The sequence below is a fragment of the uncultured Oscillibacter sp. genome (genome assembly GCF_910584465.1).
Lineage (GTDB): Bacteria > Bacillota > Clostridia > Oscillospirales > Oscillospiraceae > Oscillibacter.
In genome coordinates this window covers 1-20450 of the sequence record NZ_CAJUBK010000029.1, presented here as the reverse complement: position 1 = coordinate 20450, position 20450 = coordinate 1, and the positions used below count along the sequence as shown (strand labels likewise).

The 20450-nt window shown below is 69.3% G+C and carries 17 protein-coding genes, 1 pseudogene, 1 riboswitch and 1 other annotated feature; of the genes and pseudogenes, 6 read left to right on the top strand and 12 right to left on the bottom strand.

Annotated features, from left to right (window positions below; translation table 11 throughout):
- Positions 1 to 171 precede the first annotated feature (171 nt).
- The 11 genes and pseudogenes from QZ332_RS08245 to leuC form a co-directional block, all read right to left on the bottom strand.
- Entirely contained in the window at positions 172 to 687 is a 516-nt protein-coding gene (locus tag QZ332_RS08245) for a hypothetical protein (protein ID WP_295764355.1), read from the bottom strand.
- The gene (gene coaD, locus QZ332_RS08240; RefSeq protein ID WP_295764354.1) at positions 677 to 1183 is read right to left on the bottom strand and encodes a pantetheine-phosphate adenylyltransferase; all 507 of its coding nucleotides are present in this window, start codon (positions 1181 to 1183) and stop codon (positions 677 to 679) included. The genes QZ332_RS08245 and coaD overlap by 11 nt, the downstream gene beginning before the upstream one ends.
- Positions 1184 to 1195: 12 nt before the next feature.
- Positions 1196 to 1762, bottom strand: a pseudogene (gene rsmD / locus QZ332_RS08235) (16S rRNA (guanine(966)-N(2))-methyltransferase RsmD); the annotation flags it as partial.
- 109 nt (positions 1763 to 1871) lie between these two features.
- Positions 1872 to 2435: an ATP-binding cassette domain-containing protein gene (locus QZ332_RS08230; RefSeq protein WP_295764353.1), complete on the bottom strand. Its 564-nt coding sequence runs from the start codon at positions 2433 to 2435 to the stop codon at positions 1872 to 1874.
- Entirely contained in the window at positions 2435 to 3190 is a 756-nt protein-coding gene (locus tag QZ332_RS08225) for an ABC transporter permease (RefSeq protein WP_295764352.1), read from the bottom strand. Before QZ332_RS08225 ends, QZ332_RS08230 begins: the two co-directional genes overlap by 1 nt.
- Positions 3180 to 4235 carry an ABC transporter substrate-binding protein gene (locus tag QZ332_RS08220; protein WP_295764351.1) on the bottom strand — a complete coding sequence of 352 codons (1056 nt, stop codon included), beginning with the start codon at positions 4233 to 4235 and terminating at the stop codon, positions 3180 to 3182. The genes QZ332_RS08225 and QZ332_RS08220 overlap by 11 nt, the downstream gene beginning before the upstream one ends.
- A gap of 105 nt (positions 4236 to 4340) precedes the next feature.
- Positions 4341 to 4595 (bottom strand): TM1266 family iron-only hydrogenase system putative regulator, encoded by a 255-nt coding sequence (locus QZ332_RS08215; protein WP_295764350.1) that lies wholly within the window; start codon positions 4593 to 4595, stop codon positions 4341 to 4343.
- A gap of 257 nt (positions 4596 to 4852) precedes the next feature.
- A complete protein-coding gene (alr, locus tag QZ332_RS08210) occupies positions 4853 to 6025 on the bottom strand; it encodes an alanine racemase (protein ID WP_295764349.1) in 1173 nt (390 codons plus the stop codon).
- 287 nt (positions 6026 to 6312) lie between these two features.
- Entirely contained in the window at positions 6313 to 7383 is a 1071-nt protein-coding gene (gene leuB / locus QZ332_RS08205) for a 3-isopropylmalate dehydrogenase (RefSeq protein WP_295764348.1), read from the bottom strand.
- Positions 7380 to 7877, bottom strand: coding sequence for a 3-isopropylmalate dehydratase small subunit (gene leuD, locus QZ332_RS08200; RefSeq protein WP_295764347.1), 498 nt, complete (start codon positions 7875 to 7877; stop codon positions 7380 to 7382). Before leuD ends, leuB begins: the two co-directional genes overlap by 4 nt.
- Positions 7878 to 7880: 3 nt before the next feature.
- Positions 7881 to 9140 carry a 3-isopropylmalate dehydratase large subunit gene (gene leuC, locus QZ332_RS08195; protein WP_295764346.1) on the bottom strand — a complete coding sequence of 420 codons (1260 nt, stop codon included), beginning with the start codon at positions 9138 to 9140 and terminating at the stop codon, positions 7881 to 7883.
- Positions 9141 to 9217: 77 nt separating this feature from the next.
- Positions 9218 to 9471, bottom strand: a binding site (T-box leader).
- A 190-nt stretch (positions 9472 to 9661) separates the two neighbouring features.
- Positions 9662 to 9756: riboswitch (NiCo riboswitch) on the top strand.
- A 112-nt stretch (positions 9757 to 9868) separates the two neighbouring features.
- Between leuC and QZ332_RS08190 the strand changes: the two genes are divergently transcribed.
- The 4 genes from QZ332_RS08190 (at position 9869) to QZ332_RS08175 (ending at position 14156) form a co-directional block, all read left to right on the top strand.
- Positions 9869 to 10795 carry a cation diffusion facilitator family transporter gene (locus QZ332_RS08190; RefSeq protein ID WP_295764345.1) on the top strand — a complete coding sequence of 309 codons (927 nt, stop codon included), beginning with the start codon at positions 9869 to 9871 and terminating at the stop codon, positions 10793 to 10795.
- 403 nt (positions 10796 to 11198) lie between these two features.
- A complete protein-coding gene (locus tag QZ332_RS08185) occupies positions 11199 to 11861 on the top strand; it encodes a YesL family protein (RefSeq protein ID WP_295764344.1) in 663 nt (220 codons plus the stop codon).
- 591 nt (positions 11862 to 12452) lie between these two features.
- Complete coding sequence (locus tag QZ332_RS08180; protein WP_295764343.1) at positions 12453 to 13370, top strand: tocopherol cyclase family protein; 918 nt, start codon at positions 12453 to 12455, stop codon at positions 13368 to 13370.
- A 402-nt stretch (positions 13371 to 13772) separates the two neighbouring features.
- On the top strand, positions 13773 to 14156 hold the full coding sequence (locus tag QZ332_RS08175; protein ID WP_295764342.1) for a DUF1622 domain-containing protein: 384 nt from the start codon (positions 13773 to 13775) through the stop codon (positions 14154 to 14156).
- Between the two features lie 262 nt (positions 14157 to 14418).
- Here QZ332_RS08175 and QZ332_RS08170 read toward each other — a convergent pair whose 3' ends face one another.
- Positions 14419 to 17481 (bottom strand): hypothetical protein, encoded by a 3063-nt coding sequence (locus tag QZ332_RS08170; RefSeq protein ID WP_295764341.1) that lies wholly within the window; start codon positions 17479 to 17481, stop codon positions 14419 to 14421.
- Between the two features lie 215 nt (positions 17482 to 17696).
- Here QZ332_RS08170 and QZ332_RS08165 point away from each other — a divergent pair, with 215 nt between their 5' ends.
- The gene (locus QZ332_RS08165) at positions 17697 to 19427 is read left to right on the top strand and encodes a PAS domain-containing hybrid sensor histidine kinase/response regulator (RefSeq protein WP_295764340.1); all 1731 of its coding nucleotides are present in this window, start codon (positions 17697 to 17699) and stop codon (positions 19425 to 19427) included.
- Positions 19428 to 19493: 66 nt separating this feature from the next.
- Positions 19494 to 20315, top strand: coding sequence for an amidohydrolase family protein (locus tag QZ332_RS08160; RefSeq protein ID WP_295764339.1), 822 nt, complete (start codon positions 19494 to 19496; stop codon positions 20313 to 20315).
- Positions 20316 to 20450: the final 135 nt, after the last annotated feature.

Genomic DNA, 20450 nt, shown 5'->3' with positions numbered 1-20450 from the left:
TGTTCTATTTTTCCTGCCCCCATTTTCGGGGAAAAGGGAGCGCCCGCTGTCGCAACATCTTGCGACAGCGGGCGCTCTTTTTCGGTTTTCCTTCCACATCTTGCGCCGGCCCCCTCTTTTTCACCAGGAGATCCGGCGATCTGCACAAACTTTTTTCCGGCTCTATGTAACTCAGGCGTCCTCCCCGCCGTTTTTCTGCTCCAGCTTCTGCTTCTGCTCCTGCATCTTGGCGGCGGAAGTGGTGCGGAAGCGGACGCGGGACTGCTTCACCTCGTCCAGGGCGGCCTGGACCGCCTCCTCCGTCCGGGCCAGGGCGTCCTCGGCATAGCTGTTGGCCACCTGATAGAGCTGGCGGGAGCGCTCCTCGGCGCGGGTGACGATCTGCCGGGCCTTCTCCCGGGCGGCATACATGACCTCGCTCTCCGAGATCTTGGTCTTGGCCTCCAGCTCGGCTTGGCGCATCATGCGCTCCACGTCCCGCTTGGCGTCCTCCACGAACTTCTCCCGGGCGGACAGCAGCTCCTGGGCGCGCTTGATCTCCGCCGGCAGCTGGGCCCGGAGCTCGTCCAGCAGGTCCAGCAGCTCGTCCCGGTCCACGATGCTCATGCTGGGCTTCAGGGCAGGGGCCTTGGCATCCTCGATCCGCTCGTAGATCATGTCGATCAGGCGGTTGACATCATTGGCCATGTATGTTGTCCTCCCTCTTTTCGGTCAGTCCCCTCACCAGCGGGATGATGGACGCGGGCAGATATCCCTCCAGCGGCTGGCGGTACCGGATCATCTCCCGGGCCATAGAGGAGCTGAAGTGCTGGTACGGGGCGCTGGCGGGCAGGAGCATCGTCTCCAGGCCCGGGCACAGCCCCCGGTTGATCAGGGCCATTTGGTACTCGTTGTCGAAGTCCGTCACGCCCCGGACGCCCCGGACGATGGCGCAGGCCCCGTGGGCCCTGGCATAATCCGCCAGCAGGCCGGGCCAGAGCTCCGCCTCCACATTGGGCAGGTCCCCCACGGCGGCGCGGACCATGCGGAGCTTCTGCTCCGGGGTGAACATCTGGTCCCGCTTCTCGGCGTTGGGGCTGACGCAGACCCAGATCTGGTCGAAGCAGCCGGCGGCCCGCCGGATCACGTCCAGATGGCCCAGGGTGATGGGGTCGAAACTGCCGGAGCAGATAGCTGTTCTCATGGGCTGGTCCCCTCATCGTTCGTCGGCCTCCTCCCGGCGGAAAAGGGTCACGGCGATCTTGCCGTACCGATAGGTCCGCAGGAGGCGGCAGGATGGCGGCACGTCCAGGCGGCGCTCCGCCGGATGTTCCGCTACGATTATACCATAAGGCGCGAGAATGTCAAACCCTGGCGCGGTGAGCCGCTCCAGCGCCCGCTCCTGGAGGCCGGAGGCATAGGGCGGGTCCAGGAACACCAGGTCGTACCGCTCCCTCGTCCCCGCCAGGAACTCCAGGGCGTCCCCATGGACGACCCTGGCCCGGTCCGCCAGGCCCGTCAGCGCCAGGTTCTCCTCCACCAGCCGGGAGGCGTCCTCCCTCCGGTCCACGAAGACGGCGGAGGCGGCCCCCCGGCTCAGGCACTCGATGCCCATCTGCCCGGTCCCCGCGAAGAGGTCCAGGACATGGCGGCCCTCGATGTCGAACTGCAGGGCGCTGAACACGCCCTCCTTCACCCGGTCGGTGGTGGGGCGGGTCTCCATCCCCTCCAGCTCCAGCAGGCGGCGTCCCCTGGCGGTGCCCGTGATGACGCGCATGGCGGTCCCCTCCTTCTCCGCAGGCGGCGGTCTGTCCCCCTATTCTACGGCAAAGCATCCCATTTTTCAATAGGGTTTCCCAACAAATCGAGGAGGACGGGGAACGCTCCGCCCCTCAGGGGCGGAGCTCCAGCACCGGCGCGTCCTCCAGGCCCGCCAGGTCGTGGGTGGCCAGCAGCACCGGCTTCCCTCCCGCCGCCTCCCGGATCGGCGCCAGGCACCGGGCCCGGTCCTCCGCGCCCAGGCCGGTGAAGGGCTCGTCCAGGGCCAGGGCGTCGGACGGGGCCAGCAGGGCCCGGGCCAGGGCCAATCGGCGCTTCATCCCCCCGGACCACTCCCGGACCGGGCGGGAATCTTCCAGCGAGAGGCCCAGCCGCGCCAGCATCCCGGCGGCGGTCTCCCGGGGGGAGTCTCCCAGGGCGAAGCGGAGGTTCGCCGCGGCGGGCAGGTGCTCCAGGAGGCGGTCCTCCTGGAAGACGGCGGCCCAGCGGGCCCCCGCGCCGGCGATGATCCCGCTGTCGGGGCGCTCCAGCCCCAGGAGGAGGCGCAGCAGCGTGGTCTTCCCGGTGCCGGAGGGAGCGGCGATGCAGGTGATGCCCGCCGGGAAGACGGCGCTCACGCCCCGCAGCACCGGCCTGCCGCCGTAAGACTTGCACAGGTCTTCCACTCGGATCTCCATCAGCGCCCCGCCTCCCCCGCCAAAGCGTCCACCGCCCCCAGGAACAGCCGCTCGAAGACCGCCGACAGGGACAGGACCACGACGGTCCAGGCGAAGAGGTCCGGCGTCTGGAGGTAGATCTTGGCGGTATAGAGCCGCTCGCCGATGGTCCCGGAGGGGAGGCCGATGACCTCCGCCGCCACGCCCGCCTTCCAGCATAGGCCCAGGGCCAGGGACGACGCGGCGCGGAAATAGGGCAGGACCTGGGGGATCCAGATCCCCCACAGCCGCCGCCGGAAGGGCACCCGGTAGACCTGGGCCAGCTCCAGGAGGGCGGGGTCCGCCTGGCGGATGCCCTCCAGTACGCTGAGGTACACCGGCGGGAAGACCATCAGGGCCGAGATGAACAGCGGCAGGCTCTCGGGCCCCAGCCAGACCAGGGCCAGGATGATGAAGGACGCCACCGGCACCGCCTTCACCACCGCCACCAGCGGGGCCAGCAGCTCCCGCAGCCACCGGCTCCCCGCCGCCAGCGCCGCCAGGGACACGGCCAAGGCGCACGAGAGCAGGAAGCCGCCAAAGATGCGGGCGGAGGAGTTCCCCGCCGCCCGCCAGAACGCGGGGTCCGGCAGCAGCTCCGCCAGCCGCCGGACCACCCCCGCCGGGGAGGCCAGCAGCAGCGAGCCGTGGCGGTAAGCCGCCCGCAGGGCCATGCTCCCCCCCTGCCAGACGGCCAGCCAGGAAAGGACCGCCCAGAGCTTGGGCCTAGACACCATAGTAGAGATCGTCCCTGGGCAGCGCCCCGCCCACCGACTCCGGCGCCGCCTCCGCCAGGATCTGGAGGTAGCCGGAGAGCTTCTCATACATCTCCTGCCCGGTGAGGCAGACGATGTTGCAGTGGGGCAGGGCCGCCTCCGCGACGGCGGCGCTTTCCAGGATGCCGTGCTCCGCGATCCGCTCCGCCGCCGCCGCGGGATCGGCGTTCACCCGGTCCACCGAGGCGGCGTACTCCTCCAGGAAGCGGTCCACCAGCTCCGGCTGCTGCTCTACAAGGTCCCGCCGGGCCACGGCCACGCCGGTGATCATGGCGGAACCGTTGTCCAGGGCGTCCCACTCCGCCGTCAGGTCCAGGGCCACCCGGAGCCCTCCCAGCTTCGCCTGGGCCACGGTGACGAAGGGCTGGGGCAGCAGGGCGATGTCCGCCGTCCCCGCCGCCAGGGCGGCGACGCACTCGGCGTGCTCGGACTTCCAGTCGATGGTCACGTCCTCGTCCGGGTCCAGGCCGTTCTGCTCCAGGAGGTAGCGGAGGCCATGCTCCGGAGTGGAGCCCTTCCCGGCGGCAGCGATGGTCCGGCCCTCCAGGTCCGCCATGGACCCGATCGTCTCCCCGCCGTCCTCCACGATGTAGAGGACGCCCAGGGTGTTGACCGCCAGCACGGCGATCTGGCCCTCGGTCTTGTTGTAGAGGACCGCCGCCAGGTTGGCGGGGAGGCAGGCGATGTCCAGGTCCCCCTTGATGAGCTTCGGCGTCAGCTCGTCGGCGGAGCCCGCCAGGTCGAACTCCCAGGGACCGTCGGACGCATCCCCGTCCCCCATCATCATCACCAGGCCCATGGCCGTGGGCCCCTTCAGCGCGCCCACCCGCAGGGGGGGATGCCCGTCCGGCGCGTCGTCCGGGAGGGCCTCCTGCGGCTCCCGGACCTCCTCGGATCCGCCGCCGGCGGAGGCCGCGGGGCCGTCGCCGCCGCCGCGGACCGCGCCGCAGGCGGACAGGGCCAGGGTCAAGGCCAGCAGGATGGCCAGGGTCTTGCAGATTTTCATCATCGTCTCCTCCAATATACGTTATCCTCCGCCGCCGCGGAGGCCCCGCCGCGCGCGGGAGCGCTCCCGCCCTGTCTCCGAGCGGTCCCCGGCACCTTCGAGGCCCTAGGGAAGGGCCGCAGGTGCGTACACCGTCTTCGCCGTCACGCCGGGCAGCCGCCCGATCTTCCCCGACAGGGCAGAGATGTCGTTGGCCGGGGCGTCCAGGGCCACGCTGATGAGCCGGATCCCCCGCTCCCGGCAGGGGATGCCCATCCGGCCGATGACGGCGCTCTCGTACTGGTGCAAAAGCTCGTTCAGCGCCGCCACGGAACCGGCGTCCCGGACGATGACCGCCAGGACCGCCACACGGGTCTCCATGATAGCTTCCCTCCTTTTTCGGAAAGTAAAAGCCCCTCCGCCTTCGCAGCAGAGGGGCTGTGGCATCACAGCAGGGCAAGGCACAGAGGCGCCGCCTCTGTGTCCTCCTCTCTCCTCTTACGGCTCGGGGACCGCCTTGCCGCCAGATCGGTCGATATCGTATGCGGCCCCTCGGTCAGGACAGATCTTCCCGGGGGCGCTTTTTCCAGAACGCCGGAGCTCCACTGGAGGGAGCATACCACGAAAACCGCGGGCCGTCAAGCCTCCAGATAGTCCAGGACCTCCACGATCCTGCCGCCCCGGCGGTAGGCCCGGGGCACCCGGCGGGCGATGGCGCAGAGGAGCTCGTAGGAGATGGTCCCCGCCTTCTCCGCCGCCTGGGCGAAGCTGTCCGCCGGGGCCGCCCCCAGCAGCGTCACTTCGTCCCCGGCGCGGACCTCCGGGACCGCGGAGGCGTCCACCGTGATCTGGTCCATGCTCACCCGGCCGATCGCCGGGGCGGGACGTCCGTGGATGGAGGCCGTGCCCAGGCCGGACAGGCTCCGGGGATAGCCGTCGGCATAGCCGCAGCAGATCGTGGCCGCTTTCAGGGCATGGTCTGCCGTGTAGGTCCGGCCATAGCCCACGCAGTCCCCGGGGGCCAGCTCCTTCACCTGGCTGACCACCGTCTTCAGCGACATGACGGGCCGGAGCCCCGGGAAGGCCACCTCGCCGCTGGGGTCCTGGCCGTAGAGGACGATCCCCGCCCGGACCATGCCGCAGCTCCAGTCCGGGTGGGCCGTCAGGCCCGCCGAGTTGGAGCAGTGGACAGTCTCCAGGGGCCCCGCCGCCTCCAGGCGCTCCACCGCCCGTCGGAACAGGTCGTACTGGCCCCGGGTATAGCGGAGGTCCTCCTCGGTCCGGGAATCGGCCACGGAGAAGTGCTGGAACGCGCCGGTGATGGAAAGCCCCGCCAAGCCCCGGCACTCCAGCAGGGCGGAGACGGCGCCCTCGAAGTCCCGGCAGACGCCGAAGCCGATGCGGCCCATGCCGGTGTCGATCTTCAGATGGCCCTCCACCGTCACGCCGGCGGCCTCCGCCGCCCGGGACAGGGCATGGGCGTACTCCGGGCTGTATATGGCCTGGACGATCCGCTCCGCCGCCAGCACCCGGGCGCACTCCGGACGGGTCATGCCCAGGATCAAGACGGGCTGGCGGATGCCGCCGCGGCGCAGGTGCAGGGCCTCCGCCAGGGAGGACACGGCGAACCACGCCGCCCCCTCCTCCGCCAAGGTCCGGGCCACCATGCCGTCGCCGTGGCCGTAGGCGTCGGCCTTCACCACGGCGCAGACCTTGGCGGAGCCGGCCCGCTGCCGGATCAGGCGGAAATTGTGCGCCAGCGCATCCAGATCGATCTCTGCCCAGCAGTGGGCGTCGAACAATGTCTCCATAGGGAATCCCTCCTACATATCGGATCGGTTCGCTACCGCTATCTTACGCCGCCCCCCTCCGGGGCACAACGGCGTTTCCTGCTCAGTAACAGGCGTTTCGTGAGGCGGGGCCCCGCGCGCTCCCGCCCCCGCCGAGCGGCCCGCGGCGGCGGCCCTTGACAAGGGGGGAGGCCCGGCGGGCCTCCCCCTGTCCTCACGCGTGAGACCACCGGCCCGGAACGAGCGGATGCCCCTCCCCGGCCGGCGTGCCTTCGGCCCGGGGGCCGTGCCCCCCATGGGGCCCGGCCTCAGATCCTGGCGCGGATCTCCGCGCCCATCGCCCGGCAGCCCAAGAGCTTCCCGCCCTCGCCGCAGATGTCGCCGCAGCGGAAACCCGCCTTCAGCGTCCGGTCCACGGCGGACTCGACCGCGTCGGCCTCCTCCGCCATGTCGAAGCTGTAGCGCAGCATCATCGCCGCCGCCAGGATGGTGCCGATGGGGTTGGCCCGGTCCTGCCCAGCGATGTCCGGCGCGGAGCCGTGGATGGGCTCGTACAGCCCCCGCGTGCCCTCCCCCATGCTGGAGGAGGGGATCATGCCGATGGAGCCGGTGATCTGGCTGGCCTCGTCGGAGAGGATGTCGCCGAAGAGGTTCTCCGTCACGATGACGTCAAACTGGCTGGGGTCCCGGACGATCTGCATGGCGGCGTTGTCCACGTACATGTGGAGCAGCTCCACGTCCGGGTATCCCTTGGCGACCTCCTCCACCGTCCTGCGCCACAGGCGGGAGGTGTCCAGCACGTTGGCCTTGTCGATGGAGGTCACCCGCTTCCGGCGCCTGCGGGCCATGTCGAAGGCCACCCGGGCCACCCGGCGGATCTCATGCTCCGTATAGGACATGATATCCACCGCCTTCTGCTCGCCGTCCGCCTCGGTGGTGGTGTGCTCGCCGAAGTACACGCCGCCGATCAGCTCCCGCACCACCACGAAGTCGATGCCCCTGGCCGCGATGTCCGCCCGGAGGGGGCAGGCGGAGGAGAGGTCCGGGAACATCCGGGCGGGCCGGACGTTGGTGTACAGCCCCATGGCAGAGCGGAGCTTCAAAAGCCCCCTCTCGGGGCGGCTGGCGGGAGGCTGGGCGTCCCACTTGGGGCCGCCCACCGCGCCCAGCAGCACGCTGTCGCTGGCCAGGCAGGTCTCCAGGCTGGCCTCCGGCAGGGGCACGCCGGACGCGTCGATGGCGCAGCCGCCCATGGGGGCCTCCCGGTAGGTGAACGCATGTCCGAACCTGGCGGCCACGGCGTCCAGCACGCCGACGGCCTCCTCCACGATCTCGGGGCCGATGCCGTCGCCCCGGATGACGGCGATCGTCTTGTTCATACGCCCGCCTCCCCGGCCTTCAAAGAGGCCATGAGCCCGCCCTTCTCGATCATGTCCTTGATGAACGGCGGGAAGGGCTCCGCCTGATAGGTCTCGTTTTTCGTCACGTTGGTGATGACGCCGGTGTCGAAGTCCACGGACACCTGGTCGCCGTCCCCGATCCCCGCGCTGGCGGCGGGGCACTCCAAGATCGCCAGGCCGATGTTGATCGCGTTGCGGTAGAAGATCCGGGCGAAGGTCGCGGCGATGACGCAGCGGATGCCGCTGGCCTTGATCGCCACGGGGGCGTGCTCCCGGGAGGAGCCGCAGCCGAAGTTGGCCCCGGCCACCATCACGTCGCCCGCCTTCACCTTATGGACGAACTCCTTGTCGATGTCCTCCATGCAGTGGGAGGCCAGCTCCCCGTGGTCCTGGGTGTTCAGATAGCGGGCGGGGATGATGACGTCGGTGTCGACGTGGTCCCCGTATTTATGGGCGGTCCCTTGTACGTTCATGGTTCAAACCTCCTCAGGATGGCAGATGTGCCCGGCGATGCCCGACGCGGCGGCCACGGCGGGGGAGGCCAGATAGACCTCGCTGTCCACGTGGCCCATGCGGCCCACGAAGTTGCGGTTGGTGGTGGAGACGCAGCGCTCCCCCGCGGCCAGGATGCCCATGTACCCGCCCAGGCAGGGCCCGCAGGTGGGCGTGGAGACGACACAGCCCGCGTCCAGGAAGACGTCGGTCAGGCCCCGCTCCATGCACTGGCGGTAGACGTGCATGGTGGCGGGGATGACGATGCCCCGGACGTCCTTCGCCAGGTGCTTCCCCTTCAGCACCGCCGCCGCGGCCTCCAGGTCGGCCAGCTGGCCGTTCGTGCAGGAGCCGATGACGATCTGGTCGATCTTGATGTCCCTCCCCTCCCGGGCGCTGTGGGCGTTCTCGGGCAGGTGCGGATAGGCCACCGTGCAGTCCACCCGGCCCAGGTCGATCTCCACGGTGCGCTCGTACTCCGCGTCCGCGTCCGCCTCATAGGCGGTCCAGGGGCGGTCCACCCGGCCCTCCACATACGCCTTGGTGACGCCGTCCACGGGGAAGATGCCGTTCTTCGCGCCGGCCTCGATCGCCATGTTGGAGATGGTCAGCCGGTCGTAGATGCTCAGCTCCGCCACGCCGGGGCCGGTGAACTCCAGGGACTGATACCGGGCCCCGTCCACGCCGATCATGCCGATCAGGGTCAAGATCACGTCCTTGCCGGAGACGAAGGGCCTCCGCTGCCCGGTCAGCACCACCCGGATCGCGGAGGGCACCTTGAACCACGTCCGGCCCGCCGCCATGGCGGCGCCCATGTCCGTGGAGCCCACGCCGGTGGAGAACGCGCCCAGGGCGCCGTAGGTGCAGGTGTGGGAGTCCGCGCCGATGACGGCCTCGCCGGGGGCGACCAGGCCCTTTTCCGGCAGCAGGGCGTGCTCGATGCCCATGTCGCCCACATCGAAATAGTGGTCGATATCGAAGCGCCGGGCGAACGTGCGGCACTGCTTGCACTGGGCGGCGGCCTTGATGTCCTTGTTGGGGACGAAGTGGTCCATCACCAGGGCGATCTTGCTCTTGTCGAAGACCCGGTCGAAGCCCGCCGCCTCGAACTCGTTGATGGCCACCGGGGTGGTGATGTCGTTGCCCAGCACCAGGTCCAGCTTGGCCTGGATGAGCTGCCCGGCCCGGACGGACTCCGCCCCCGCGTGCTTGGCCAGGATCTTCTGCGTCATAGTCATTCCCATATGTTCACGCTCCTTCGTTGTGATAGGCATCCGGAACGGGCGGTCCCGCGCAACAAAAAAAGCCCCCGTCTCCCTCATCAAGAGACGAAAGCCTGGCTTCCGCGGTACCACTCTCATTGGCATAGGACATGCCCGCTCCCGGCATCAGTCCGGCGCGCCGGACGAATCCCGCCTCTCTGGTAACGGTGAGGGGACCCGTCTCCGCCTAAGCAGGGCTGCCTCAGCGGAGCTGCTCGAGGGCCAGTGACATCCTCCCTTCGGCGCCGCCTCGCATCGGCCGGCGGCTCTCTGAAGCGTCCCGGAAGGATCTTCTCCCTGTCATCGCATTTGCTCGTCTTATCGCTGGGTCATACGATACAGGATTTTCCCCCGTTTGTCAAGAGGGAAAAAATGACCGCGGGCCGGCCCCGCATGGATATCCGCTCCTTTTTTTGTCACGGCATATTGACAAACTGCATAAGCTACGTTATAATCGATCAACTCTTTGCACTGCATTACATTCTGTAAGGGATGCGAGATCGACAGTACAAACTGAGCAGGCGATGACCTCGGGGTCATGGGGCCGGGCCGCCGAAAGACGGCAGCAGACCGCGCAAGACGCGTCTGTGGGACAGTTGTATGTTCCGCAGATGTGTTTTTTTACACATTTTTGGAACGTCCCATCCCAGGCCGGTGCCGATAAGAGCATCATCACTGCCGCCGACGCGGCAGGACAGGAGGATCATCTTATGACGACCAACGAAGCGGACCGGGCCGGAGGCGTCCCGTCCAAAGCAAGCATCGACGAGAGCGCCATCATACGGCGCATCTCCCTGGTGGGGATCGTGGGGAACGTGGCCCTGTCCGCCTTCAAGCTGTTCGCCGGGATCGCCGGCCGCTCCGGCGCCATGGTATCCGACGCGGTCCACTCCCTTTCCGACGTCTTCGCAACGTTCATCGCGTTCCTCGGCGTCCGCTTGTCCAAAAAGGCGGCGGACAAAGAGCACCCCTACGGGCACGAGCGCTTCGAGTGCGTCGCTTCGCTGCTGCTGGGCGTGATCCTCCTGGTGACCGGGATCGGGATCGGCAAGGCGGGGCTCGAGGAGATCTTCGCGGGCAGTCACGAGGACCTGGCCGTCCCCAGCACGATCGCGCTGGTGGCCGCGATCGTCTCCATCGTCTCGAAAGAGGCCATGTATCACTACACCCGGCACTATGCCAAGGTATTGGACTCCCCGGCGTTCATGGCGGACGCGTGGCATCACAGGTCGGACGCTTTTTCTTCCGTCGGCTCGCTGATCGGCATCCTGGGCGCCATGCTCGGATCCCCTGTCATGGACAGCATCGCAAGCGTCGTGATCTGCCTGTTCATCTTAAAGGTCTCCTACGACGTTTTGAAAGACGCCATCGCGAAAATGCTGGACACATCCTGCGGGGAGGATTATGAGGAGGCTCTGTCCGCCTATATCGCCGCACAGGAAGATGTGGTGCAGGTGGATATGCTCCACTCCAGGATGTTCGGGAACAAGACGTATATCGAGCTGGAGCTCCAGGTCGACGGCAGCCTGCCGCTCCGGGAAGCCCACGCCATCGCGGAGCGCATCCACGACAACGTGGAAGCGCATTTCCTGGAGATCAAACATATCACTATCCATCTGAACCCCTCCACGCTTTGAAAAGCCCCCGGCAAGGCCGCGGGCCGTGGTGAGCGGAAGGGGCGGGAGGACGCTGCGGGAGGGGCCCAGGGAGGGCCCCTCTCGTTTTCGTGCAGATCGCTATAGATACGTCCCCGGGGCTCTCCGGGAAGCCCCGGGGACGTGCCCGGTCCTCCGGGGGACCCCCTGCATCCCGGCTGCGGCCGGGATACAGGGGTCCGCTCCCGTGCGCCGGCCCGGATGGCTGCGGGGACGCCGGGGCAGCGCGGCCCGGCGCGCTCCGGCCTCCTCCTCCCCCTGCCCTCCGGCACGCCGTGCACCATTGCAGGGAAAAATGGCCGCGGGCCGGCTTTTGCTATTGCGCCGGGGGGAGGACTGTGTTATATATAAGGTGGATCTAAACCAGCCAGGAGGGGGATCGGGCATGTTCTTCCGAAAAGACTACGCCGCGCCGGGCCCCGGCGTGGACCCGGACGAGCCGGAGAAGACCGGACTCGCCCGCCTTGGGCAGATCCTGTCCATCGAGTGCGTGACGCTGGTGAAGCTGAACCTGCTCTTCCTCGTCACCTGCCTCCCGGTGGTGACCATCCCGGCGGCGGTCTTCGCCATGGACCACGTGGTGCGGAAGATGGTGCTGGATCAGCCGGTGACCTGCGCCTACGATTACAAGACCGCCCTCCGGCGGCACTGGAAGCGGGGGAACGCCGCCTTCGGCCTCACCGCCGTCCCGCTGGTCCTCTCGGCCTGCGGCATGTGGTTCTACCTCAGCCGGGCCACGGGGAACTTCCTGCTGTTCCTGCCCTTCATGCTGTGTTCCACGGTGTTCCTGCTGACCCTGCTGGCCTCCACCTATTTTTACAGCCTGCTGACCACCGAGCGGAGCGTCCGCGAGTGCCTGCGCCTGTCGCTGATCCTGGGGGCGGCGCGGCCCCTCCGGGCCGTGCTGGCGGCGCTGTCCGTGTATGGGTCGCTGATCCTGGCGGTGCTGGAGCTCCCCATCAGCGGGCTCTATCTGCTCCTCGCCGGGTTCTCCCTGCCCTGTCTCCTGGGCAGCTTCTTCGTCCGCACGGGATCGAAGCAGCCATGAGGCCCTCCCCCGCTCTATACGTGTGCTCAAATGCCGGGCAGAGGCTGCTCTATGCGGCCCCTGCCCGGTATCCCAGGCGGTCGGAAACGTCTTTTCGACCGCCTGGGCAAGTTTTCAGAACGTTCGTAACGTTCTGAAAACTTATGATCTGAACGGTGCAGGAGACCCCTCCTGGGTCTCCCGCACACACCCTCCCTTCCCGCCGGATCGGGCCTCCTCTTCTTTCGACGAGCCGAGATGCCGGGCAGAGGCTGCTCTATGCAGCCCCTGCCCGGCATCCTGCCGTCCAGGGGAGCCGGGCGGCGGGAGCATCCCCGCCCTTCCGGAGGGCAGGACGGGGACGTCCCGAAGCGGCCGGGCCCCCCGCCTCCCCAAACACGCGCCCCCATATCCCCGGTCCGTGTGATAGACTGCCCAGATCCTGGGGATACTATCGCTGCCCTCAAAAATACCGGCAGCCGTCCGGCGGATACGTGCGGCGCATGACCGCGCCTTTCTGGCGGGCATCTCCCCGCGCCGTCATCCCCGTCCCGCCTGTATCCGCCGCCGCTCTCCCAGAGGGCCGCTGTCGCTCTGAGGAGGATCATGATCATGCGTTTTTTCCATGGCGCCCACCGGCCGGGACCGTACTTCGAAGGCTGGTACCTGAAGCACCAGAACAAGGCCGGGCAGGCCCTCGCCCTGATCCCCGCGTTCCACATCGACCGCGCCGGGCGGCGCAGCGCGTCCCTCCAGGTCCTCTCGGACCGCGGGGCATGGTGGCTGGAGTACCCGGACGCACAGTTCCACGCCTCCCAAGACCGGTTCCAGGTCCAGGTCGGGCCGTCCAGCTTCTGTGACCGAGGCGTCAGCCTCCACATCGAACAGCAAGGGCTCTCCCTCCACGGCACGCTTCGCTACGGGCCCTTCGCCGCGCTCCGGTACGACATCATGGGGCCGTTCCGCCTGTTCGGCGGGATGCAGTGCTCTCATGGGATCGTCAGCATGGGGCACGCGCTGGACGGGACGCTGGAACTGAACGGGGAGCCGATCGACTTCTCCAACGGGACCGGGTATATCGAGACGGACCGCGGGCGTTCGTTCCCCAGCGCTTATCTCTGGACCCAGTGTGCCTGGGACGGACCGGGAGGCGGCAGCCTGATGCTCGCCGCGGCGACCGTCCCCCTCCCCGTGTGCCGTTTCACCGGCTGCATCTGCGCGGTCTCCTACCGCGGCCGGGCATACCGCCTGGCGACCTACCGGGGCTGCAAGATCGAAGCATGGTCCCCCTCCGGCGCGGTCATCCGGCAGGGGGCCTACCGGCTGGAGGCGGAGCTGCTGCACGACCGGCGGCTGCCGCTCCGCGCCCCGGAGGAAGGGAGCATGGCGCGCACGATCCACGAGAGCCTTTGCGCGGAGGTGCGCTACCGCTTCCGGCGCGGGGAGGAGCTCTTGTTCCAGCACACGGACCGCTGCGCCAGCTTCGAGTACTCCGATCGGAGGACGTCTCCCGGGCCGGCTCCCCGGTAGCCCCGGCCGCATGGTGCCGAAGGGGCCGCGGCGGCCGGCGGGCCCTGCCCCTCCGCCCACGGCGGCGCGGTCCCCGCGGGACCTCCGCTCCCGGACGGGGCCGGCAGATCCCCCGGCGCGGCCCCTGCCGCCGGGGGCGTCCCGGCGCTTTTGCCGCCGCGGCCCGGCGGGAGGCTGGGGCCGCCGCCAAAAACTTGACTTTCCCGCATCCGGCGTATATGATTTGAAGATGAGATCTGCCGCTCCCGTGGATCCCGGCCGACATCCCGCAGGAGGCCCCGGACGCCGCGGGGAGGACCGCGGCCCATGGGCGGGCCGTCCCCTCCAGGAGGACGAGCCCCCGGGAAGGCGCGGCCGGGCGGGACCGGCAGAGGGAGTCCAATACATAGAGGAGGATCACATATGGCTCTGCTCCATCATATCGAATCGGTCTTCCAGCTGGTGGTGCAATACGGCGTGCTGCTGCTGGAATGCGCGGGCGTCACGGTCTTGCTGGTGACGGCGGTCAAGAGCATGATCGGCTGTGTCCAGCACAGCTCCCATGTCCGCCTGGACCTGGCCCAGGGCATCGCCCTGGCCCTGGAGTTCAAGCTGGGCGGGGAGGTGCTGCGGACGGTCATCGTCCGGGAGCAGAGCGAGCTGCTGACCTTGGGCGCGGTCATCCTGCTCCGGGGCGCGCTGACCTTCCTGATCCACTGGGAGATCAAGACGGAGGAAGCCCGCATCGACGAAGCGGCCGGGCAGGAGGAGCCGGAGGAGGCGCTGGCCGGGACGAAGCGGGGCTGACCGCCGCCGAGCGGGCCGATGGCCCGCTCCTCTCCGCCTGTCGAAAAGGTCTTTTCGACAGGCGGAATAAGCTTCCAGGACTTTGAAAAAGTCCTGGAAGCTTTTTGATCCAAATGGTGCGGGAGGCCCTTCCTGGGTCTCCCGCGCATGGCCTCCCTCCCCGTCGATGGAGCTCCCTCTGCTCCCTCGACAGATGGGAGGAGCGGGCCATCGGCCCGCTCCTCTTATCAGCGGCATCGCATCGGCGTCCGGAACGCCGCCGTCAGCGCAGCAGCTGCCGCACGTCCTCCTTCCCCCGCTTGCCATGGGCCCGCGCGGCCTCGCCGGAAGAGAGCGGGATGGAGCGCCTCATGCCGTCCAGCAGCGTGCCCGCCGCCGCAGTGTCCCGCACCAGGCCCGTCTCCCGGAAATACCGCTGCACCCCCCGCAGGGCGCAGGAGCTCCGCTCCAGCCGGTCGTACAGCACGCTGTAGGCCGTCTGGATCTGGGCCACCCAGCGGCGGTCCGCGTCGATGACAGCCTGCGCGGCCTTGACGGCCTCCCGGGTGGCGAGGCTGATCTGGTCCAGCCCCAGGGCCCTGGAGGAGAGGCGGAACTGCGGCAGCGTCACGGTCTCCTCCCCCATCTGCAGGGGGACCCCCGTCCGGGTCCAGAGCCGGGCCCGTCCGATATCCGCCGCGCCGGAGATGCGGACCTCCCCGCAGCCGCCGAAGAGGCAGGCGCCGATGTCCGCGCCGGGGTCGCCGCCCAGGGCCTTCACGATCCGGGCCGTGCCGGTGATGAGGATGCCGCCGCACTCCCCCCGCGCGCCGGCCCCGATGGCGGCGGCGTGGCCCAGCGCCGCGGCGCTGACGGTCCCGCCCCGGATGCTGATATCCCCCGCGGGCGCGTCCAGCGCGCCGCCGATGCCCGCGCCGCCGCCTTTGCCCCCGGTGGCGGCGATCGTGCCGCCCAGCAGGACCACCGCGCCGAAGGCCCCCCGCCTCCCCGCGCCGATGCCCGCGCCGCCGCCGGTCCCCAGGGCGGTCACCCTGCCGTCCCGGATCTCGATCCGGCCCGCCTGGTCCCGCCCGCCGCCGCTGTCCCGTCCGATGCCCGCGCCGCCGTCCCCGCCGGAGGCGGAGAGCTCCCCGGCCGGGATGCCGCCGTCCCGGGCGTCCGGGCAGTCGATGCACAACGAGGAGCCCTCTCCCAGGGAGATCCCCGCGAAGCCCGCGCCGCTCTCGAAGCAGTTGCGGCTCCCGCCCCGCAGCAGCAGCGTCACGTCGTTCCCCCGGCCCAGGCGGAACGCCCCGCCGGAGGACGGCCGGCAGTCCACGCCCCTCAGGGTCAGCTCCAGCGCGCCGATCCCGTCCTCCAGGACGATCTTGCCGCTGAAGGGCCTTTGCTCCGCGTCCACGCCGGCGCCGCCGGCGATGGCGGTGACCTGGCCGGTGAGGATCCGGAGGGTCTGGACCTCCTCCTCATAGACCCAGTCCCGCCCCGCCTCGCCGCCGGTGACGGTGAAGGGGTCGGGATACATGGAGACCTCCTCGAAGCCCCCGGCCCTCTCGTCCCAGCGCAGGTAGGCGTAGCGCACCCTGGGCCGGCCCAAGCGGTCCTTCCCCCGGATGACCACCTCCTGGACCGGCGAGCCCTGGGAGGGGTCCCCCCTGTCCAGCCACAGCCGCATCGGCTCCGGATACGGCAGGGCCAGCCGGGCCTGGCGGCCTGCCACGGACAAGGCGTCCACGCCGGCCCAGCCCGGCAGCAGCGTCCGCCAGACCACGTCGAAGGGGCTCAGCGCCTTCCCGGAGGCGTCCCGGACGTCCGCCGCCCGCGCCGCCAGGGACGCGGGGCCGTCCAGGACCACCGGCAGGGCCAGGGTCCCCAGGTCCTCCCCCTCTCCCGCCGCCGCCATCGTCACCGCCGCACCGTCCAGGTGCAGGACGCTGGAACCGCCGGCGTGCAGGGAGGCCAGGCGCACCAGCCCGCCGCCGCTCAGCACCAGGGACGCCCCGGGCCGCAGACGGAGCTCTCCCAGCACGGTCTCCCCGGGGCTGGACACATGGGCCAAGGGGGCCTCCACGCTCAGCGCGGCCCCCTCCGCGTCCTGGAGGGTCACCGTGCCGGAGCCGCGGAGCAGGAGCGCCCGCTCCCCGGTCCCCTGGAGGGCCACGTCCGCCGTGCCGCTCACCGTCACTCCCCCGTCGTCCTCCCGGACGGACACGCCGGAGAGGTCCCGTCCGACCGCCCGCAGCTCCCCCAGCTCCAGGACGGCGGGCCGGGACGGCGCGGCGTCCGGCCCCGCCGCCTCCGGGGCGGCTCCCCCAGGGGCCGCCTCCCCCGGCCCGGCGCCGGCCTCCGGGACGGTCCCGGAGCTCTGGACGGCGGCCAGCAACCCCATCAGCAGCTCCAGGTCCATCCCCTCCATCCCCGCCAGGAGGGTCAGCATGGAGGCGTCCGGCGGCAGCGCCGGATCCCCGCCGCCCAGCAGCAGCCCCGTCAAAAAGTCCTGGAGCCCCGGCGCCGTGCCGCTGGTGAACTGGGCCTCCAGCTCCGCCAGGCTGGTGAACGCGCCGTCCGTCAGCAGCTCCACCGCCCGATCCGGCGGCATCCCCCCGTCCACCTCCTCCAAAAGCCTCCGCAGCCCCTCCAGGGCCGCCTGCAGATCCGCCGCCTCGGGGGGCGCGCCGCCGCCGATCACCGCGCCCAGGTACAACGCGGCCAGGGCGCCCGCCGCCGCGTCGCCCTCCAGGGCGCGCCCCATGACGGCGGCCAGCAGCTCCGCCCCGCTGGCGCGCCGGTCCAGGCCCAGCATGGACAGCAGCCGCTCCGGGCTGGACCCGTCCCGGGAGAGGGCCTCCAGGAGCCAGCCGGGGAGCGCCTGCGCGCTCTCCTCTCCCTCCGCTCCCGCGGCGGCGTCCGTCTCCTCCGCCGCCGTGATGTCCATCTCCCCGTCCAGGAACAGCCGCACGCCGCCGGCCTCCGCGCCGCCGGTCATGCGGTCGACCTCCGACCGCAGACGATCCAGCTCCGCCTGGAGCGCGGCCCGGTCCCCGCCGGAAGCGGCCCGATCGGCCAGCTCCCCGATGCGGTCCAGGATGTCCCGCACCTCCGCCAGCACGGCCTCGCCCACCTGGAGCGTCCGGTGGCTCTCCCGGGTCCGGCCCTCCGCCCGGCCCACCCTGCCCATCAGCTCCCGCAGGGTCTCCGAGACGGTGAAGCCCGGCGCCTTCGCCGCCGGACGGCTCCGGGCCGCGCCCGCCGTCTTCTCTGTCCTCTCCGCCGCCTGGTACGAAGGCGCCGCCACGCCTCTCCCTCTGCGGACCGTCAGCTCGCCCATCCTGGGAGCCCCCTTCCTTGAGACCGCCGGACCGCCGTCCCGCGCTCACACATCTTTATAAAAGATATATCGGCCGATCGCCGGGAAAGATAAGGCCGGCTCCCCGGCAGCCCCCAATTCCCGCCGATCCGCGCCGATTCCAAGTTGACAGATCGGCCTTCGTGAGATAGAATAGGGGCATGAACATTCTTGACGGTTGGAAAGAGGGCACTCTCATGACGGACCCGATCCACAAGTATCAATTCATCGAACGGATCTTATACCTGCTCCAGCTGCTGGAGGAGCATCAAACCGATCTCGACCAGTTCTCGGAGGACAGCCCCCTGTTCCAGCAGGCTTCTCCGGAAGAGCAGCAGGATATCCGGGCCGCTTTCGAGAGCATCCGCTTCATGGACGAGATCCCCGGCGGCTTCTTCATCTACCACGCCGACGGGGACGAACGCATCATCTACGCCAACCAGGGCGTCCTGCGCATCTTCCAGTGCGATACCCTGCGGGAGTTCCGGGAACTCACCGGGGGCTCCTTCAAGGGCCTGGTCCATCCCGACGATCTGGACGGGGTGGAGGCGTCCATCCGCAAGCAGATCGCCGAGAACCAGTACGACCTGGACTACGTGGAATACCGCATCCGCTGTAAAGACGGCTCCATCCGCTGGGTGGAGGATTACGGCCACTTCGTCCACCGGGAGCCGGTGGGGGACATCTTCTACGTCTTCATCGGCGACCCCGACGACGAGAAGACCCAGCGGCAGCTGGAGCAAAAACGCGCCCTGGCGGAGGCGCTGGAGCGGGCGGACCAGGCCGTCAAGGCGAAGAACGCCTTCCTCTCCCACATCTCCCACGAGATGCGGACGCCGCTGAACGCCATCTTCGGCTTCACGACGCTGGCCAAGACCTGCCTCAAGGACGATCCCGCCTCCGCTGTGGAATACCTCGATCAGGTGGAGATCGCCAGCCGCCAGCTCCTGGACATGGTCACCCAGGCCCTGGACATCTCCAACCTCTCCTCCGCCGCCGGCGTGGCCCAGGAGGAGTGCGACCTCGTCAAAACGATCCAGGAGGTCTGCGGCTTCCTGCGCCCCCAGGCCAAAGAGAAATCCATCCGCTTCTCCCTCGACTGCAGCCAGGTGCGCCACCGGGGGATCTACAGCGACCGCAGGCGCCTGCGCCAGCTGATCCTCAACCTCACCAACAACGCCATCACCTACACCAACTCCGGCGGGGAGGTCTCCGTCACGCTGACGGAGAAGGAGTCCCTGCCGAACAGCCACGCGGTCTTCCAGCTGCAGGTCCGGGACACCGGCGTGGGCATCGAGGAGGAGTTCCTGGAGAGCGCCTTCGATCCTTTCAGCCGGGCGGAGGCCTCCACCCTCAGCGGCGTGCGGGGCATCGGCCTGGGACTGGCCATCGCCAAGAACATCGTCGACATGCTGGACGGCAGCATCTCGGTCGAGTCCAAAGTGGACCAGGGCAGCACCTTCACCGTCACCCTGCCCTTCCGGGTCCAGCCCCTGGCCGAGGAGTCCGGCCGGGCGGCCTCGTCCGCCGCCCTCAGCCTGCGGATCCTCCTGGCGGAGGACAACGAGATCAACCGGGAGATCGAGACGGAGCTCCTGGAGCGGATGGGCTTCCAGGTGGACCCGGTGGTGGACGGCAAGGAGGCGCTGGAGCGCATGCAGGGCGCGTCCCCCGGCGATTACGATCTGCTCATCATCGACCTGCAGATGCCCGTGATGGACGGCTGGCAGGTCTCCGCCGCCGTCCGGGCGCTCCCGGACCCGGTGCTGGCCAGGATCCCCATCATCGCGCTGTCCGCCAACGTGGGCATCAGCGACCGCCGCCGGTCCCTGGAGAGCGGCATCGACGTCCACCTCCCCAAGCCCATGGACCTCAACGTGCTGCTGGAGACCATCGAGAAGATCACGAAGAGGCCCATCACCACATAGTCTATAGGACGGAGCCTCGAGATCGACTTCGATCGGGGGGCTCCGTTTTTGAAGGAGGGCCGCACTATGAAGATCGTCGACGCCCATCTGCACCTCTTCCCTCAGGACGCCGGTACGGAAGAGATGGCCCGGCAGGTGGGCCACCACAACAGCACGGACCACCTCCGCCGGGCCTACGGCGAGCTGGGCATCGTCCATGGCGTCGTCATGGGCAACCGCAGCCTGGATCCCGCCTGCCACCAGTATCCGGAGGACCTGTTCCACTACTGCGTCGGCCTGGACAGCTCCCTGACGGACGGGGGGCTCGATCCGGACTACGTGGAACGGGTGGAGGAGAACTTGAAGCGGGAGAGCTGCTGCGGCGTCAAGCTCTATCCGGGCTACGTCCGCATCCGGCTGTCCGACCCGCTCTACGAGCCGATCTACCGCCTGGCCGCCCGGTACGACAAGCCGGTGGCGGTCCACATGGGCCTCACCGCCTCCTCCGGCGCGCATCTGCGATACGCCCACCCCCTGGTGCTGGACGAGACGGCGGCGGACCATCCCGGGACCCGCTTCGTCATGTGCCACTTCGGGAACCCGTTCCTGGAGTCTGCCGCCGCGGTGGTGGAGAAGAACCCCAACGTGGCCGCGGACCTCTCCGGCCTGCTGGAGGGGCGGGTGGACCTGGACCGCTACTTCGAAGAGCAGGCGGGCTACGTCTCCCAGCTGCGCACCTGGCTGACGGCCATCCAGCGCTGGGACGATCTCATGTTCGGCACGGACTGGCCCATCGTCAACTTGGGGGAATACATCGCCTTCCTCCAGCGCCTCCTCCCGGAAAAGCACTGGGAAGCGGTGCTGTCCGGCAACGCCGACCGTATCTACGGGCTGGGACTGGGGCTGTGACCCGGGCGGAGGGGCAGGTCTCCTAAAACGAGAGGGGCCCGGGAAGGGCCCCTCTCGTGGCTCGCTATCCTTGCCGTCGATGCGGTCCCCGCCGCTTTTTCGGCACTCTGTGGGGCGGAGGAGCGCTGTGCGATC